16 protein-coding genes and 1 pseudogene are annotated in these 16,905 nt (G+C 39.4%); 9 read left to right on the forward strand and 8 right to left on the reverse strand.

What is annotated here, in order from left to right; all coding sequences use genetic code 11:
- The first annotated feature begins 231 nt into the window (after positions 1 to 231).
- Entirely contained in the window at positions 232 to 1,167 is a 936-nt protein-coding gene (locus A3K91_RS13805) for a replication initiation protein (protein WP_062846038.1), read from the forward strand.
- Positions 1,168 to 1,191: 24 nt separating this feature from the next.
- Here A3K91_RS13805 and A3K91_RS13810 read toward each other — a convergent pair whose 3' ends face one another.
- Positions 1,192 to 1,710: a plasmid replication DNA-binding protein gene (locus A3K91_RS13810; RefSeq protein ID WP_062846039.1), complete on the reverse strand. Its 519-nt coding sequence runs from the start codon at positions 1,708 to 1,710 to the stop codon at positions 1,192 to 1,194.
- 220 nt (positions 1,711 to 1,930) lie between these two features.
- Here A3K91_RS13810 and A3K91_RS13815 point away from each other — a divergent pair, with 220 nt between their 5' ends.
- Positions 1,931 to 2,206 carry an excalibur calcium-binding domain-containing protein gene (locus A3K91_RS13815; RefSeq protein ID WP_062846040.1) on the forward strand — a complete coding sequence of 92 codons (276 nt, stop codon included), beginning with the start codon at positions 1,931 to 1,933 and terminating at the stop codon, positions 2,204 to 2,206.
- Positions 2,179 to 2,589, forward strand: coding sequence for a hypothetical protein (locus tag A3K91_RS13820; RefSeq protein WP_062846041.1), 411 nt, complete (start codon positions 2,179 to 2,181; stop codon positions 2,587 to 2,589). Before A3K91_RS13815 ends, A3K91_RS13820 begins: the two co-directional genes overlap by 28 nt.
- A gap of 693 nt (positions 2,590 to 3,282) precedes the next feature.
- Here A3K91_RS13820 and A3K91_RS14375 read toward each other — a convergent pair.
- Positions 3,283 to 3,510 carry a TdeIII family type II restriction endonuclease gene (locus A3K91_RS14375; protein ID WP_084387402.1) on the reverse strand — a complete coding sequence of 76 codons (228 nt, stop codon included), beginning with the start codon at positions 3,508 to 3,510 and terminating at the stop codon, positions 3,283 to 3,285.
- A gap of 222 nt (positions 3,511 to 3,732) precedes the next feature.
- On the opposite strand from A3K91_RS14375, the gene A3K91_RS13825 reads away from it, so the two are divergent.
- Positions 3,733 to 4,896: a zinc-dependent alcohol dehydrogenase gene (locus tag A3K91_RS13825; protein ID WP_025645663.1), complete on the forward strand. Its 1,164-nt coding sequence runs from the start codon at positions 3,733 to 3,735 to the stop codon at positions 4,894 to 4,896.
- A 548-nt stretch (positions 4,897 to 5,444) separates the two neighbouring features.
- The gene (locus A3K91_RS13835) at positions 5,445 to 6,035 is read left to right on the forward strand and encodes a recombinase family protein (RefSeq protein WP_062846043.1); all 591 of its coding nucleotides are present in this window, start codon (positions 5,445 to 5,447) and stop codon (positions 6,033 to 6,035) included.
- A 114-nt stretch (positions 6,036 to 6,149) separates the two neighbouring features.
- On the opposite strand, the gene A3K91_RS13840 is transcribed toward A3K91_RS13835, so the two are convergent.
- The 4 genes from A3K91_RS13840 to A3K91_RS13855 form a co-directional block, all read right to left on the reverse strand.
- On the reverse strand, positions 6,150 to 6,416 hold the full coding sequence (locus tag A3K91_RS13840) for a hypothetical protein (protein WP_157769657.1): 267 nt from the start codon (positions 6,414 to 6,416) through the stop codon (positions 6,150 to 6,152).
- A gap of 197 nt (positions 6,417 to 6,613) precedes the next feature.
- Complete coding sequence (locus tag A3K91_RS13845) at positions 6,614 to 7,822, reverse strand: alpha-hydroxy acid oxidase (RefSeq protein WP_062846045.1); 1,209 nt, start codon at positions 7,820 to 7,822, stop codon at positions 6,614 to 6,616.
- A 131-nt stretch (positions 7,823 to 7,953) separates the two neighbouring features.
- Complete coding sequence (locus A3K91_RS13850; RefSeq protein ID WP_062846046.1) at positions 7,954 to 9,714, reverse strand: L-lactate permease; 1,761 nt, start codon at positions 9,712 to 9,714, stop codon at positions 7,954 to 7,956.
- 879 nt (positions 9,715 to 10,593) lie between these two features.
- Positions 10,594 to 11,028: a tetratricopeptide repeat protein gene (locus tag A3K91_RS13855; protein WP_062846047.1), complete on the reverse strand. Its 435-nt coding sequence runs from the start codon at positions 11,026 to 11,028 to the stop codon at positions 10,594 to 10,596.
- A 131-nt stretch (positions 11,029 to 11,159) separates the two neighbouring features.
- On the opposite strand from A3K91_RS13855, the gene A3K91_RS13860 reads away from it, so the two are divergent.
- Both A3K91_RS13860 and A3K91_RS14380 read left to right on the forward strand, forming a co-directional pair.
- Positions 11,160 to 11,609: a hypothetical protein gene (locus A3K91_RS13860; RefSeq protein ID WP_062846048.1), complete on the forward strand. Its 450-nt coding sequence runs from the start codon at positions 11,160 to 11,162 to the stop codon at positions 11,607 to 11,609.
- A 95-nt stretch (positions 11,610 to 11,704) separates the two neighbouring features.
- A pseudogene (locus A3K91_RS14380) lies at positions 11,705 to 11,888 on the forward strand (DDE-type integrase/transposase/recombinase); the annotation flags it as partial.
- Positions 11,889 to 12,349: 461 nt separating this feature from the next.
- On the opposite strand, the gene A3K91_RS13870 reads toward A3K91_RS14380, so the two are convergent.
- Positions 12,350 to 12,796 carry a hypothetical protein gene (locus A3K91_RS13870; protein WP_062846050.1) on the reverse strand — a complete coding sequence of 149 codons (447 nt, stop codon included), beginning with the start codon at positions 12,794 to 12,796 and terminating at the stop codon, positions 12,350 to 12,352.
- 253 nt (positions 12,797 to 13,049) lie between these two features.
- On the opposite strand from A3K91_RS13870, the gene A3K91_RS13875 reads away from it, so the two are divergent.
- On the forward strand, positions 13,050 to 13,469 hold the full coding sequence (locus tag A3K91_RS13875; RefSeq protein WP_062846051.1) for a PPC domain-containing protein: 420 nt from the start codon (positions 13,050 to 13,052) through the stop codon (positions 13,467 to 13,469).
- Between the two features lie 321 nt (positions 13,470 to 13,790).
- Here A3K91_RS13875 and A3K91_RS13880 read toward each other — a convergent pair whose 3' ends face one another.
- The gene (locus A3K91_RS13880; RefSeq protein ID WP_062846052.1) at positions 13,791 to 14,309 is read right to left on the reverse strand and encodes a hypothetical protein; all 519 of its coding nucleotides are present in this window, start codon (positions 14,307 to 14,309) and stop codon (positions 13,791 to 13,793) included.
- Positions 14,310 to 14,597: 288 nt separating this feature from the next.
- On the opposite strand from A3K91_RS13880, the gene A3K91_RS13885 reads away from it, so the two are divergent.
- Entirely contained in the window at positions 14,598 to 16,763 is a 2,166-nt protein-coding gene (locus A3K91_RS13885) for a MobA/MobL family protein (RefSeq protein ID WP_062846053.1), read from the forward strand.
- Positions 16,764 to 16,905 lie beyond the last annotated feature (142 nt).

Consider the following 16,905-nt stretch of genomic DNA (forward strand, 5'->3'; position numbering starts at 1 on the left):
TACTCCTGTTTAAGAGACTTTTTTAACCTTTTAAATCAATAGCTTACAAAGAGAAAAAACAGTAAATGAGCAGAAAAAACAGTAAATGAGCAGAAAAAACAGTAAATGAGCAGAAAAAACAGTAAATGAGCAGAAAAAACAGTCATATATTAAATACTGTTTATTTAACTGTTTTTGATGTTACCATAGCTTGAATGTTTTTAAAAAAACAGTAAATGAGCAGGATTAAAAATGGAAAATAATTTAGTTGTTCAATCAAACGAGCTGATTTTAGCAACATACACAATGCAAAAAACAGACAAAGAGCTAATGCTAGCGTGTATTAGTCAGATAGACAGCAGACCTGACGCACCAGAAGTAACAAAACAGACTGAATTTAAAGTGTCTGTAGATGATATAAAGTCACTGTTCTTTGGTAAGAAGTCTAAAAACGAGCAGAACGTCTATCGTGATATGGAAAACGCAAGTAAGCGTTTGTATGACGTTGATATTGTAATGAGCTTGCCCGAAAACAAAATACTTCAAACAAGACTTATCAGTAGTATTGTCTATGACCCGGATAACGGAGAAGTTTCTTTATCTTTTGCAGAAAAGATTTTGCCTTATTTGACACAGCTAAGAGCTAATTTTACTAAGTATAAGTTGCTTGAAATCGGCGAGTTATCAAGTATCCACTCAATACGTTTATATGAATTAGTCGTTATGTGGGTTAATCAGTTTCAGTACAGCAAAGATTTTACACTTGAAGAGTTTAAGCATGCAATGAATGTCAAAGGTAAATACAAGCAGTTCGGTCATTTGCGACAATTTGTTATTGAAACAGCTATTAACGACATTAACGAGAATACAAACTATAGTGTTAGCGTGGAGTATCAGAAGAAATCGAGAGGTAAGGGATTTAGAGGCTTAAAGCTGAGTTTCCATAAAAAAACATTAGACAAGCTAACGGGTGCAGACGGTGCATTATCGCAAGCAGCCATCCAGTCCATTGTCGATAGCGTGCAGTTTATGAATGACTATAACGATCATCCAAGCCTAAGTTATGACGGCAAAATGCAGACTGACGCATTTAAGCGCGAAATGATTAATATCATACAACGAGAGCCTGAAAGTTTTAACAAGCCCAATAAAGGTTTAGAGAGCTATTTACCAAAGATTAAACACTAATGTTTTTTCAAATATCCGTTAAAGTCAAAAGAACCACCGTTTTTTCTTCTTAGCCGTCGCGACGATTGAATCGTCTTTTTTTTCTTGCTCTTGCTCTTGCTCTGGTTTAAGTGGCGGCTCATCGCTCATTTCAGCTTGCTTAAACTCTAGCAGTCTTACTTGTGCGAAATCTTGGATACTGGCGTTGGCTTTATCCAGCGTTTTGTTTAACTGTCCTATCTGCTGCTGATAATTTTCAATTAACTTTTTTTGATCGCTTACCTGTTGGCTGAGGTGTTCATTCTTGAGCTTTTCAAGCGCTAATAGGTGTTCAATGTCCGTATTGTACTGAACACTTTGACTGTTCAGAGGTGTACTTTGGACAGTGTTCACTGAACGTTCAGTACGTTTTTTAGAAATGGGCTCGCCAAACACGCGCAACATTTCTGAAACGTCTATTTTCTTATCTGCTGTTCTAGAAAGCTCACCATCATTGACCTTCTGATAGATCGTGGTTCTTGATACCCCCCATTCTTTTGCCGCTTTTGTCACCGATATGTTCATTGTTCACCTAGTGTTCAAGTACGTTTTTAGTGTCTGTACAGTACAACTGTTCAGAACGTTCAGTGAACAACTATGGCACTAACCCGTCTATGAGGCAAATTATAAATAATCTGCTGTGTAAATCAGACGATTAGTTATATAGCACTCACTTTATTGAACAAATATAGGGTATTATTAATGCTTGAAAACAGTGTTTTGGGTATTAAAGAAAGTAGGTTCTATGAAAAAAGTTATTCTAAGTATGGCGTTATCTCTCTTTGCTTTATCTTCTCAGGCAGCAGTTACAGTCACTGATAATCCATTTTATAGTGATGTTGAGGTAGAGCATCCGTTGTTTGCTAAAGGTGCTGGCGGCTCTCAATGCAAAGGCTTACCGCGCACTTGTGGGCAGATGGTTAGCTGTGAACAAGCCAAACAAGCACTCAAATGTGGAAATACCAAGCTAGATCGTGATAAGGACGGCGTACCATGCGAATCAATATGTCCAGGTGGTTAATTGCAGTAGCGTCTATCGTTATGATTGGGTGCAGCTCAGGCAATACAGAAGATGATCTGTATGGTTCAGGATTTATTGAAGTGAATGAGCAGACATGGAATAAAGATTACACAACACCTTATCCGTTTACGGTGGCTGAGGGTGAGATTGCGTGTGCCTCAAATCCTTCCTTTGGTCGTGAGGTGTTTTTTCATCCTAAGGGTTACACCGATGAATCTTACGTTGGTATACCGCTCAATAAAGCAGCGGTAGATGGCTTAAAGCTAAGTCGTTTAACGCCAAATGTGCCTTATAGTGTCAAGGAAGGTGCTGATCTTAATGAGGCCGTACAAATTGGGTTGAGAGTGTGTGATGAGCAAGAGAATGAGCTTGCGAATTATTAAGTTCGGTACCCTAGTGAGGACTTGAACCTTTGGTTAGAGGTTAATAGTATCAATATTTCAAATCGCTAAAATAGTCCCAGTGTACTTACCATACAAATTTTATTTGTGATCGGTGCGCTATACAGACAGCAATACTCAGCATGAGTATTGCTGTCTGTATATGTGATAGCGTAGGTCAGCATTATAATATTAAGCTTATATAACTATAAAATAGATACTTCTAGCCAATACACAGGTGTTTTCCCTCTAGAAGCTTGAGAACGTGGCTGAAGAATACGCAATTCATATTTACCTGAATATGGGAGCGTGTAATAACCTTGATCGTCCACTTCAGGTGCATACTCTCCTGCGTTAACAGAGTCTGCTAGATTCTTATGGAATAAATAAGAATCTACATTCCCTCCCGCTATTTTGACATAAAGCCTTTGATTTTTTTTAGAGTAAAATGTATAGGAATCATAGAGCCTTTCCTAAATTTCGTGTAAGTACTTCTACAATCTAAATGATAGTTACACACTTTTTAGGAAAGGCTAGATACCCCCCCCTTATTACGTCAAGTAGTAGGGGGGCATTTTTTATATGTTCTAAATTCCCTAGAGAAACAATAGTTTTTTAATGAGATTATGAAGCTTTCATTGTAGACGAGCAGAGTGACGGATTCATTTACTGATTTAATATAACTAAGCTGTTGATTCAAAAATGATCTGTATTTAAAGCCTTCTCGATATCTTCTTTAGACTCAGCACCGACCTCTCTAAAAATATCAACCATATCATTGAGTGAAAACTGACCACCTGACACAAGCTGCCATAATTCGTCACCTACTAACAGATCTTGGCGGTCATAAAAGTTGTCCCAACGCTTATAATTATTATCCGTTCTCGACTCAGGTTTATAAGGGATGGCGATGTAGGTTTGAATTTTATTAGTGTCCTAAATTAGTTGACCACTACAATTTTTTACTTACAACACGCAACCTTTTTAACACACGTTGATTATAAATCTTGTTTTTCGAGGTGCTAATATAATTGAGTAATACTTAACTTAGATATCATAAACCACTGATTCTAATAACTTTCATCTTGTATTATCACAGATTATTGTTTATCGAGATTTTGCAATCTTTACTTAATTGGAGAAATTATGCGTGCTTTAACCTACCACGGTGCTAAAGATGTGCGAGTGGACAATGTCCCAGAGCCTAAACTGCAAGAAAAAGATGATGTTATTTTACGTGTGACTGCGACTGCAATTTGTGGCTCAGATTTACACCTGTATCGTGGCAAAATGCCTGCAACCGAGGAAGGCGATATCTTCGGTCATGAGTTTATGGGTGTGGTTGAAGAAGTAGGCTCTGAAGTCACTGCGGTTAAAAAAGGCGATAGAGTTGTTATTCCTTTTGTTATTGCATGTGGTAACTGCTTTTTCTGTCAGCATGACCTAATGTCCGCTTGTGAGACTACAAATACAGGCCCAGGCGCTGCTATTAATAAAAAAATAATTCCGCCACCGGCTGCTTTATTTGGTTTTAGCCATTTATATGGTGGGATTCCTGGTGGACAAGCAGAATTTGTACGGGTTCCTAAAGGTAATTTTAATCCGTTCAAAGTAAATGGCTCACTGTCAGATGAGAAGGTTTTATTTTTATCAGATATTTTACCAACTGCTTGGCAGGCCGTGACTAATGCCAATATTACTAAAGGTTCAACCGTAGCTATTTATGGTGCGGGTCCTGTGGGGTTGTTATCAGCAGCTTGTGCCAAAATGTTAGGCGCTGAGCAGATCTTCGTGGTAGATCATAATGACTACCGTTTGCAGTATGCCAAAGATACGTACGGGGCTATTCCGGTTAATTTCGATAAGGTAGATGCTGCTGAATTCATCATTGAACAGACCAAAGGACATCGCGGCGTTGACGGCGTTATTGATGCGATTGGCTTTGAAGCCAAAGGCAGTATGCTAGAAACAATAATGACCAATTTGAAAATTGAAGGGTCAAGTGGTGCAGCTTTACGTCAATGTATTGCAGCTGTGCGTCGTGGCGGGGTCGTTAGTGTTCCGGGTGTGTATGCAGGACCCATTCATGGTTTCTTATTTGGTGACGCTTTTGATAAAGGGCTTACTTTCAAAATGGGCCAAACCCATGTACACAAGTATTTACCACAATTATTAGAGTATATTGAAAATGGTGATTTATCACCTGAAGCTATTATTACTCACCGTATGAATTTGTCTGACGCTGCTAAAGGTTATGAAATTTTCGAAAAGCGTGAAGAAGAATGTCGTAAAGTCATTTTAACTCCTTGATTTTTCAAATTTACCCTTAACTTTTAACATTTAAGAGTTAAGTCATAGCTGCTTTAACGAGATTATCTTAAATAATGATTATCGTTAAAGCAGCTAGTAAAAAAATCTTTAACTTGTTTTTCTCTGCACACGACAAAAAAATCACCCCCCCCCAACCGATTTTCATGGGTTTAGGGATTAAAAAACCAACTAACTGTCTTAGATGGTCTTAAAGCTTAGAAGTGTAAAGCACAATAAACTTTCTCATATTTATCAGGATCATCTTTATTAGCTACAAACCCTTTGCTAACCAACGTTACCGAGTTAAATGTTTCACCTTCATCATTAGTTATCATAACAATCAAGTTTTGATCCTCAAAACTTTGGAGTTCTTTAATCAGCTCTTTAATTGTCTTAGTTCTATCTTCCCATTGCACTATACTTAAAAAATAAAACCTCTAAACGATAACCTATCTATCATTAGACTGGTCTCTGCTATTAAATGATAGTAATATCCTACTATTATCAATGAACATTCATTATTAAGTCTAAGTAATAGAGATGGCGTTATGACGGTTCGTATTTATGTGAGAGCCAGCACTAAGGATCAAGACGCTAAGAGAGCATTGTCTGACTTGATTAGCTTTAGCCAAAGCTATGATGATATCTATGCTGAATACATTGAGCATTTCAGTGGTACGAAGCTCGATCGACCGGTATTAGCCAAACTGCTAAAGGACGCTGAGCAAGGCGATATTCTGCTGGTTGAAAGCGTGGATAGATTAAGCAGGCTATCTCAAGATGATTTTGCAATTCTAAAGCAGCGTATCAAAGATAAGGGCTTACGATTGGTGGTGGCGGATCTACCAACCACGCATACGGTAAGTAAAGGTATGACAGGTGATATCCTAACAGTGATTAACCATATGCTGATCGATTTGTTGGCAACGATGGCAAAGCTTGATAACGACAAGCGTAGAGAGCGCATCAAGCAGGGATTGGCTAACAGTGGCTATAAACCTACTGGTAAGAAGCCTAATACGACGAAACACAATCGTATTAAAGAATTGGCTAGTAAAAACAACATGACAAAAGAAGAGATCGCTAAGGCCGTTGGTGTTGGGGTGGCTACCGTTTATCGAGTATTAAAGCAGGGATGATAGCTGAGGTATTTAACTATTTACTTGCCTTCATTATAGATATGATGCTATCAGATACATAATGGTTAAAGGGCGGTTCTAGATAAGTAAATTACAACGATTTAATTAGCTCGATTAACCTAGCTGCTCAAGATATGAGAGTTTGAGATGATTATGAGCATTTTGGTAGCTCTCTGCCTCTAGGCTAGCTAATGTTTGCTCTACGTACTTATTGATGCCATCAATCATCTCATTGGCATCTTCTTGCCATTCAAAACTGTAATCTGTATCAAGAGAATCTAGATCATCAATTTTTTTTAGATTAATTAAGGCATCCATGAGTTTGCGTAGATTATTAAAGTCTAGGCTCGATATTGCGGTCTGCTTCTTAATGTTTTGCATCGAGAAAACCCCCATGGCTATTAGGATCTTTTAAGTGGTTCCATTATAGCGGTCTATTTTAAGTGGTCTGTTAATAGGTTTAGAGGGTGAGATAGCTGGTTCCCTTGGGGTATACCTTAATAGAACCAGTGAAAACTGATTTCTTCTATCCAAAGTCATTTCTCATAACATTTCTTATGAGAACAATGATTCGAGAGTCACCAGCGCATAGGTGCTATATAAGGCAGAGCAGATTTGAGTTGCTCATAAGTACCATTTACCAGAATATCATCTGTTACTTCCTGAATATTAGTATGACCACAGAATGCCATGCTGATATCACATTCTTTATAAATGATCTCAAGCGCACGACGTACACCATCTTCGCCATAAGCACCAAGTCCGTAAAGAAACGCGCGGCCAATAAGTGTGCCTTTGGCACCCAATGAGATTGCTTTTAAGACATCTTGACCAGAGCGGATACCGCTGTCTAACCATACTTCGATATCACTATTCTCAGCATGAACCGCTTGTATAATATCACTTAGCGCAGCAATAGAAGATGGTGCACCATCTAATTGACGCCCACCATGATTCGAAACCACCAGTGCATCAGCCCCACTACGTGCGGCCATGATCGCATCTTCAGGCTCCATAATGCCTTTTATAATGAGCTTACCGCCCCACATATCTTTGATGCGCGCGACATCATCCCAGCTAAGTGCAGGATCAAATTGCTCTGCCGTCCACGCTGATAAAGAAGAGATGTCTTCGACATTTTTAGCATGACCGACAATATTACCAAAAGTACGCCGTTTAGTACCCAGCATATTCATGCACCATTGCGGTTTGGTCATTAAGTTTAAAATATTGGCAAGCGTTGGTTTAGGGGGTGCAGAAAGACCATTTTTAATGTCTTTATGACGTTGCCCTAATACTTGTAAATCGGCGGTCAAGATAAGCGCTGAACAATTGGCTTCTTTGGCACGGCGAATTAGGTTGGCTATAAATTCCTGATCGCGCATCATATACAGCTGAAACCAAAACGGTGCACTAGTATGCGTCGCCACATCTTCAATAGAACAAATACTCATAGTCGATAGCGAAAACGGTACACCAAATTTCTCAGCCGCGCGCGCCGCATGAATCTCACCATCTGCCCACATCATACCCGTGAAGCCTGTTGGCGCGATCGCTACGGGCATATTGACAGGCATCCCCAGCATTTCAGTAGCAAGCGATCGTCCTTCCATATTGATCATCACACGCTGGCGCAGCTTTATACGGTCAAAGTCAGTCTCATTATTATGATAGGTGGTCTCAGTCCATGAACCGGAGTCGACATAATCATAAAACATACGGGGTACTTTACGTTCAGCGACTTGGCGCAAGTCTTCAATATTTGTAATTTTGCTTAAATCTTTCACGGGGTTTTCCTTGATAACTATTTAGTAATTGTAATGTAGTCACTGTAACTAACCATTCTGAATCTAATATAGATAATACAATGGCGTCAGAATGATGAGTTCATAGGATTTTTTAGTGTAGCTATTAAATATTAATTAATTGCCTTTTTTCTACTGGTCAGCGACATTAGTACAAAAAATACTACTGGCCAAATGATAGCCAAAATCCACCACCAAAAATCACCAAAAATGATACCCATACCAATCAATCCAGCTTGAATGACGTAGTAAATCATGGCGAGCAAGGTTTTTCGAATGACGTAGCCTTCTTTATCTATTAACCCGACCACTGCACACGCGGCAACCACGTTATGTACTGAAATCATATTACCCGCTGCACCGCCCACTGCTTGAAGTGCTACTACTTGTGCAGCATGGCTGCTATCAAGGCCAATTTGGCTGGCAGTTGACCACTGAAAATAAGAAAACATCATATTACTGATGGTATTGGAACCTGCAATGAACGCACCCATTGCGCCAATCCATGGCGAGACTAGCGGCCATGCATTTTGAAACGCCCCAGCCGCACTTTCAGCCAATAATATCGGCATGGCTGGTAGCGAAGTGGCGACATCGGCGGCTGAACCTGAATTAATAAATACTTGTACCATCGGCACCGAAAACAATAAAGCTGGCGCTGCCGCAATCATAGTTTTTGCTGAATTAATCCAACTACGTTTTACCGCTTGTCTGTTCATTTTAAACAGCAATATACACAGTAATGAAGTAATAATTAAAATAGTACCCGGAGAATAAGCGAGTTGTATTTTACTAGAAATAGTCGTACCAAAAAGATTGGCAAGGTTAATCGTTGTGAAGTCCCCTACCAAAAAGTTTTTCAGCGGTGTCACAACCCGAGATACAATTAATAGCCCAATAACAATAATATAAGGAGAAAATGCCCTTATTAAAGTAAACTTTGGTGCTATTGAATCATCATATTGTTCTTCGTCCAAAGTACCTAGCCAATCTTTGTCCCAGTCGTCTCGGGGTGCAAAATCGAAGATATCTTTCGGCATTAAAAATCCGCGCTTTGCCGCAGGAAGTACAATCAGTAAACCGATAAAACCGCCTACTAATGATGGAAACTCAGGACCTAGGTATTTAGCCACCAAAAAGTAGGGAATGGTAAAGCTGAGACCGGCAAAGAGTGCAAAAGGCCACACTTTGAGCCCTTCGATAAAAGAGCGTTTTTCGCCAAAAAATCGCGTCAAAAATGCACTTAAAATTAGCGGAATTAAAAAGCCTACTAATGCATGTAACAGCCCGATATTAGCGGTAATTTGTAAGAGATAATTTTCAGCAGAGGTCGGCGCAATAGACTGAGCTAGATCTTGTTTATCACTGATACCAGACCAAACGCCAAGTAATATCGGTGTGCCAACGGCACCAAATGACACCGGCGTAGACTGGATAATCAACATGACCATAACAGAAGCCATTGCTGGGAAACCTAGCGCCAATAATAGTGGAGTACCGATAGCAGATGGCGTACCAAATCCTGATGAGCCCTCCACCAATGAGCAGAATAACCACGCCACAATGATTGCTTGAACGCGTCTGTCAGGCGAGATATCCATAAAACCTTTACGAATGGCGATGATGGCACCACTTTCTTTTAAGGTATTGAGTAACAAGATAGCCGCAAATACGATGAATAAAATCGTGAGCGCTACAATAATACCGTTAACAGTGGCAGCAGCGACTTGAGCGCCACTAGCATGCCAAACGAAAAAAGCTAGCAATGCCGTTGCAAGATAAGCTGCGCTCATAGATATTTTTGCCGGTAGCCGCAGGACTACAAGTAACAAGAAAACGACGAGAATAGGCGCTAAAGCCAAAAAGGTATACATTATAACAATCCTTGTTGATAAGTGTACCAGCCAATTATTTTATTAAGCTGGAATCACTAAACCTGAAGTTATGCCAAAGTCTTTTTAGCTTTTAAATAACATATTATTATTTGACTTCAACAGTCCTCTGTTTTTATATTTTTACGAACATAAGAATATCTTTAAGTTATCGAGATTCGATAGTTCTTCTGTATTTAATATGGTAAATTGCTTGGACAGCCAAAATAGCAAAAGTTGACAAATTATACTAGTAAATAAATATAGATCAAAAAATTAAAAGTTATGACGATCTTGATCAGCGAGTCTTTGATTATAATCTCGATGATTACAGTAATGAGCCCTATCGTCGATTGCTCTCGTTAATCCTGCATAAAATAAAAGCCACCAATCTCTATATATAAAGTAAGGGGCTTGATAGCGAGGCTAAAAAAAGATGAGCTACAACTGAAAATTTAAGTCCTCACTAGGGAACCGAACCAGTGAAATTGGTTTGTCATAGGCATACTTACAATAGATTATAGGTCAATGATAGGCTGTCAGATGGTTTTAGCTGTTCTGTACTTGCAGTGAGTAATTCGATTTTTTTTGGCACTACACAACACTTAGTGTATATTGATTGAATAACCACAAAGATAAAAGGGGATTAGCATTGAGTAATAAGCGTTTTATCTTTAGGTCACTTGGTGTCTGCGGTTTAATTTTCGTTTTGTCTGCGATGGTTGCTGCTAGGTTTTTTTAGTATGGTGACTGAATATTGAGTATGACTCCTACACAAGGAACCAAACTGGCGGTCGTAACCCTTACTGCTTATGACTTGTAGTTTTTATAATCTGCTCAATACCAACAACAATACCAACAATCGGTTTTTATTCTGTTAAATCAGTAACCCTGCTCATTCAACCGCCTATATGATTGACAGCCATATACATAACCGCCATCGCAAGCTTTCCCATACCATTCTTTTGCCGTAGATTTGTTTTGTCGAACAAAATCACCAGCTTCATAAATTTGTCCCATTTCAAGTTGAGCAAATATATAATCCTGATCAATGGCTTTATTTAACCAGTAAAGATGCTTTTCACGATCTTTAGGAACGCCCGAGCCAAGTCTATATCTAACTGAAAGTACATATTGCCATTTAGCTACCCCTTGTTCAGCTAGGTATTTAGTTGCCTCAACTTTCTCTGCCTCTGCTTTTGATATTTTTTGTGCTGTAGGCTTTACATGCTCCATTGCTGTACTTGAAACCATCAGCCCGAACGATAAACCTAGAACCATAAGCCCATTAGTAACTATATTTTTCAGTAATTGCATGGTCTTTATTTTCCTCGAAAGTGGTTTAAATCCTGATCGGTGCGCTATACAGGCATCGAACTATATGATGAAAATTTTTCAAGTTACTTCCTACTAGATTAACGGTAGGGTCAGATGTAAGGATAGTTATAATGAAATACATCAAACACTTTGTAAATTCTTATGGAGAGCATACTTGGGATTTTACGTACTACTATCATGAAGTAGTTCCTAAGATACTTAAACATAGGGATGAGTTAAGCCCGATTTTATCAAGTGATTTAAACGGAATAGATAATAGAGAGAAGACGCTTAATAAAGGCATAATCCAGACGATTTATTATGATTTAGAAAATGATAGGATTTCGTTGAAGATCGAGCAAAGACAAGGCAAAGATTTAATAGAAATCATCTATTCCGGTATTGTGAATGTTAATATCAATTGTTGTATATTACCAATCACCATAATGGTACATGAAGTAGACGTAACGCCTGATAGTAATATCATACATTCACTATTTTTATTAGGTGATACAGAAATAGTTTTTGAATGCAAAAAAATAGAATTAAAGACTATACCTCTTGAAAAAGTCACAAGTTAAGCTCAAAATCAACCGCACTGTCTAATTGATTATGTCAATATCAAAGCATATATTTTAGGTTCAACTCATCAAAATATATAGCAAGAAACTTTGACTATACTGCGTTTATTATAGATGTGTTTGTCCGTAGTATTGTTGGCTGGAAGGTGTCTAATCGTATGAACATCGATATGGTGATGGCAGCGTTAAATCAAGCCATTGCAGACAGAAACAACCCAAAAGACGTTATTCATCGTAGTGATAGAGGCGTTCAGTATTTATCTATTCGTTATACTGATCAGATGGCTGATTCTGGCGTTATTACCTTTGTTGGAACGCGGGTAATTCATGTGATAATGCATAGTACGATTGGTTATGTATCACCTTTTGAGTTTGAAAAGCAATATTATGATCGTCTTAATGAGTCAGGCAAAGTTGCCTGACTCAAATAAAACGCTCTCCGATATAGTCGGGGCGGTTCAGATAGCCAACTGGTTTAATATTATTCCGGTATATATGGGGTTAAAAAACGCACTAAGGCAGTGATTATTAAGAGTATTAGAAGAAGGTGTTGATATTTTATAAATCGTTCTGGGATAAATAAACACAGCACGGATACTATAAAAATTCCTATAATTTCAATCAAATTAGATAGACTTTGAGAGCCAAATCCTAGCCCAGTTAATACGACCCACAAAAATGATGGTAAGAATACTAGGCTAAATTTTTTCAATGGTTTATTCATAGGTTAGGCTTATCTTCTATGTGGGCGCAATTTCTATTGCACCGGCAACGGCACAACCCTGATATACTTCGCCTGCGTAAGTTAATATTGCAGTAAGTTCATTTTGATAGCCATTGTCATCGATACAAAGGTTATTTTTTATATTCACAACAATAGGCTGTCCATTGATAGTACTCGCGTATTCGACACCTTCAGTATTGACAGAACCAGAACCCTCCACGATAACTGTTGCTGTCGTTGGCTTTAAGAAATTCGCCTCTATACTTAGCTCATTTCCTTCAATCACTATTCGCCAAATTTTTTCTTTAGCGGTGTTTCCAAAAGCAGTAAATGCCGCTGACGCTACCGGCACTTCTATTGTAGGCTGCTTACTCAGATCCGTGGTGTCGGCACGATGGTTATTACAAGCCACTAGAGCTAAGCTGCCCGTTAAGCACATTGTCGTTAGAAGCAAAGAACGCATAATTTTTCCTTTAAATATAATAAGAGAACACCACTATTTAGCAGTGTTCTCTTTGTTTACGTGATGAAATTCAGGTTTTTACTACCATAGGTAGGTTTACGGTAGGACTAGAAGTTAGGGTCGTTACAGGTGGCCTTATTCAGTAACTTACCAACGTACTCTCTATATTAGTAATACTAATATAACATATCTATAAAGGTTGACAGTGTGGAGTAAGATAAAATCGTTTTTTTACTGTTTGAGTGTTTAAAATATGAAAAACTTAACGGCTGCTATTCTAATTGCGCTTCCTGTTCTAATGGTAAGTCCTACAGTAATGGCCGCATCTTCAGATGCAGTGGCTAAAACTGTTGATGTTCAATTTAAAAAAGGCGCTAGTTCAGCTAACTATTATGGGAAATTAAAGGGTAGTAAGTACGATTCCTATACATTTTATGCCAAAAAGAACCAAAAGCTTTCTGTTAAAACAACGGGAGGGAATGTAGATTCTTATTTATTTAATAAGAATCTATCAGATTCTGTCAATGTAGGAGAATATTCCTCTGAACTAGATAACCAAGGTTATTACAAGCTTCCATATTCAGGTAAATATGAATTGCGTATTCTTCAGCCACGTTCTCAAGCTTCTAAAGGAAAAACACCTCCATATTGGCTAGAACTATCTATTCTATAGGTATATAAGCTTAATAATGGAGAGCATCCTATATTCTGTGTAACAGCTATGTGGCTTTCATCAATAATTACACAAAATGTAGGATGCTCTCAGCTTTTCATGCTACCAGCCATCTGCTGGGCCAGTTTTTTAATGTCGTTTTGTTTAGTCATTGCTTATTCTCCTGTTAATGGATTATAAGCAGTTACACAGTTTTTAGGAAACTCCCCTAGGTTTTTTTAGTTTCCTATACTAGAACCAAACTGTAGGCTGTACGTCCAGTGTTTATGGTCTTTCTTGTTTGCTAGATGATTCCTTTAACAGCACTTTTAACATCATTACCTATTGCCCACGCAAATCTGGATTATTTACACCAGTAGCATAACTATTATCATCTAGCAGCGAATCCTGTTCCCCATAATTAGCCATAGAGTCAGATTGCGTTTGGTGACTACTGCTAGGTTGATTGCTTTCAAAACCTGTATTTTGATCAAAATCCTCTTGATTATTTTCTTTTGCGTTGGCTACAAATGGACCCTCTTCCTCACCCAAGCCCATATCGCCACCCAAACTTTCAATCATACTTTTAAACAATTCTTTATCCGATTTTCTCGTTAAAAAATCTGGAAAATGAATCGCAAAGTACTCTCGAATCATCTGCTCACTCTCACCATCAGTTGCCAACACCTGACCTAAAAACGCACCCATTAAAATCTTCTGCTTGTTCAGGCGTTTCTCTAACTTTACTTGCTGAACCTTAGCTTGGCGTTTTAACTCTTCCAACCGTTGACGCTCTTTTAACTCATTAGAATCTTGATTATCAAAAATAGACACAGGCGCTTTATTATTAGATACTGACATCAGAGTTATCCTTATCGATTAAATTTCACTCAGCATAGCAAGCACCCCACTATCATTCAATCACTTGTGGTAAGCTTTAACACAACCACATCCGAAACCTTAGATAGCTTAGTTTATTATTTAATAGTGGCGTCTCCCTGACTAAGGGCGAAGTAACGACTCAAAATTTAATCTATCCACTTCGTTACTATTCTTAATTTTGAATCCTTCTTCGTTGGGGAAACCCCAAACCCCGCACACCACAAAAAGCGGTGGTGTGCAAAAAGCAAAAATAGCAGGTGACTCTTTATGACAATGGTACACATTGCAACAAAGGCGATTTCTCGAAAAGCAGGACAGTCGGCTGTGGCGTGTGCCGCCTATCGTGCTGGCGATGTGCTTGATGATGCCAAATATGGCAAGACCCATGACTATAGTAAAAAGTCTGGGGTGATGAGCAGCGATATCGTTTTACCATTTTCATTAAAGGCGCTGGGTGTGAGTGTGGATCGGGAGACGCTTTGGAATACTGCCGAAGCGGCAGAGACACGTTCGGACAGTCGGGTGGCTCGTGAGTGGCTGATTAATTTGCCTCATGAATTGTCTGAGGAAGAGCGCCATTCACTGGCTATCAACTTTGCCCAAAAGCTTTGTGACGATATGGATGTGATTGCGGATGTGTGTATCCATCGTCCGGTGATGAAGTTGCCTTTTGATCCCAATGTACCGCCAAGCTCGAAGTATTTGCGTGAGGATGAGGAAAACCCTGATCCCCGTAATTTTCACGCGCATATTTTAGTCACTACTCGAGCGCCTACCATTGGACCAAATAAAACCTTGGCATTTGATCCAAAGCTTAAGACCCCGTTTGAGTGGTCCAATAAAAAACGTAAGGCGCATGATCTGCCGTCATCGATGCAGGAGATTAAGCGTATTCGTGAGATGTGGGTAGATACCGCCAATAAGGTATTGGCCGAATATCATCTACCGCTGATGGATGCGCGCAGTTACAAGGATCAGGGGCTTGATCAGCAGCCCACCATTAAAATGGGGGTAGAGGCGACAGCAATGGAGCGCCGAGGCATCACGACCGAAAAAGGTAATACCAACCGCGCCATCAAAGCACGTAATAACTTGGTGGCTGACAACCATATCAAACAGGAGGCAGACAATGAGCGACGAATTAGCGCACTTAGAAAAGGACTTGCTTGGGCAACTGAGAAAAATGCAAGACTACCTGGCAGCATTGGAGGCACAAAACAACGAGCTGACTTTGCAAAACACCTCTCTGGAAGCTCAGAATACTACATTACATACTGCACAAAACAATCTCATAGAACGGCAATTCGAGTTGACGACACAAAACGATGCGTTGAAGAGGCAAAATCAGGCATTGCTTGGGCAGCTAAACAGTGCGAAGACCTACCAAAGCGATGTGATGACACAAAACAAAGAATTAATGACACAAAACAAGAAAACAATAAGCTCACACAACGAATTGACGACACAAAACAAGCAATTGAGGGAATCACTGAAGCTATCGGAAAGTCAAATATTGAAATTAACAAAGCAACTGAGCGAAGTGCAAGACCAGCCCCTAGTCCCTTCGATGACGACGCACGACGAGCAAGAGCTGCTCGACTTGATCGACAAGAAGGACGCATTGATCGAGACACTCGAGCAAACCGTTTTGAAGATGAGAGAATCTTTGAGTATGCTGAACGTATGAAGCTGCACCTAGCGATGCGCTTGATACAACGTCATCGTGAGGCGATGGCCATCAACTGGGCGCAAGGAGAAACCGCGGCTGACGCCCCTGATAAATTTGATCAGCGTCAAGTGGCACTACTTAGCGAGTTTGCACAGCGCCATGGTATTGAGGACCACGATAAAGCCGTGGAATTTACCGCGCACTTACGCCAAGTGGCCAAACGTTTTGATTACACGCTGGTTGAAAACAACAAAGCCATCATCAAGCTGTTGCGTGATCCTAACGCTGAACGTGAGCAGTATCTAGCGCTTACCAAGCATTTTACAGATTTCAGAGACAATATCGATCAAAAACGAGCGGCATTTAATACCAGCATCATCGACAAGCTAGGCGGTAGCGCAGGAGAGGTTGGCAGAATGACTCGGGACATCATCTCATCGTCTAGCTACATAGAAGGGTTAAACCATTACATCAATAATGATAGTCATTCAGTTGAGGCAAGAGACGTTGCCAAAGAATATTTAGCAGATACCTTGGATAAAACCTGTCAGCAATTCAAACTTGCGTTGCGTGATGTTAACTCTTTACCACCAACCCAGCGTAAAACCTACTCAGAGGCGCTTAAAGCCACTTTAGAGACGTTTACTGAGCAATATGGCAAAGAGCTGTCTGAAAGCCAACACAAAGCCCTACAGGGCGGTTTAGAGTCGTACAAACATCAGGTTAATAAAACTCATTCACCTAGCCGAGGATTTAGTCTTTAATCTACTCCTCAAAAGAACCGTTACTAAGGAATAAATTGCTTAGACAAGCTACGTGGTTTAAATGATGATTTTTCACTTATCCACAAAAAAATTTATCACCCGTTTCTTTAAGGGTTTTTATTTGATCCTGTTTACTCCTGTT

It is taken from the genome of Psychrobacter alimentarius (assembly GCF_001606025.1).
Taxonomy (GTDB): Bacteria; Pseudomonadota; Gammaproteobacteria; order Pseudomonadales; family Moraxellaceae; genus Psychrobacter; species Psychrobacter alimentarius.

Bases quoted from the DNA above. Each gene is read 5' to 3' on its own strand.
- A3K91_RS13805 (WP_062846038.1), top strand. From the start codon at position 232: ATGGAAAATAATTTAGTTGTTCAATCAAACGAGCTGATTTTAGCAACA.
- A3K91_RS13810 (WP_062846039.1), bottom strand. From the start codon at position 1,710: ATGAACATATCGGTGACAAAAGCGGCAAAAGAATGGGGGGTATCAAGA.
- A3K91_RS13815 (WP_062846040.1), top strand. From the start codon at position 1,931: ATGAAAAAAGTTATTCTAAGTATGGCGTTATCTCTCTTTGCTTTATCT.
- A3K91_RS13820 (WP_062846041.1), top strand. From the start codon at position 2,179: ATGCGAATCAATATGTCCAGGTGGTTAATTGCAGTAGCGTCTATCGTT.
- A3K91_RS13825 (WP_025645663.1), top strand. From the start codon at position 3,733: ATGCGTGCTTTAACCTACCACGGTGCTAAAGATGTGCGAGTGGACAAT.
- A3K91_RS13835 (WP_062846043.1), top strand. From the start codon at position 5,445: ATGACGGTTCGTATTTATGTGAGAGCCAGCACTAAGGATCAAGACGCT.
- A3K91_RS13840 (WP_157769657.1), bottom strand. From the start codon at position 6,416: ATGCAAAACATTAAGAAGCAGACCGCAATATCGAGCCTAGACTTTAAT.
- A3K91_RS13850 (WP_062846046.1), bottom strand. From the start codon at position 9,714: ATGTATACCTTTTTGGCTTTAGCGCCTATTCTCGTCGTTTTCTTGTTA.
- A3K91_RS13855 (WP_062846047.1), bottom strand. From the start codon at position 11,028: ATGCAATTACTGAAAAATATAGTTACTAATGGGCTTATGGTTCTAGGT.
- A3K91_RS13860 (WP_062846048.1), top strand. From the start codon at position 11,160: ATGAAATACATCAAACACTTTGTAAATTCTTATGGAGAGCATACTTGG.
- A3K91_RS13870 (WP_062846050.1), bottom strand. From the start codon at position 12,796: ATGCGTTCTTTGCTTCTAACGACAATGTGCTTAACGGGCAGCTTAGCT.
- A3K91_RS13875 (WP_062846051.1), top strand. From the start codon at position 13,050: ATGAAAAACTTAACGGCTGCTATTCTAATTGCGCTTCCTGTTCTAATG.
- A3K91_RS13880 (WP_062846052.1), bottom strand. From the start codon at position 14,309: ATGTCAGTATCTAATAATAAAGCGCCTGTGTCTATTTTTGATAATCAA.
- A3K91_RS13885 (WP_062846053.1), top strand. From the start codon at position 14,598: ATGACAATGGTACACATTGCAACAAAGGCGATTTCTCGAAAAGCAGGA.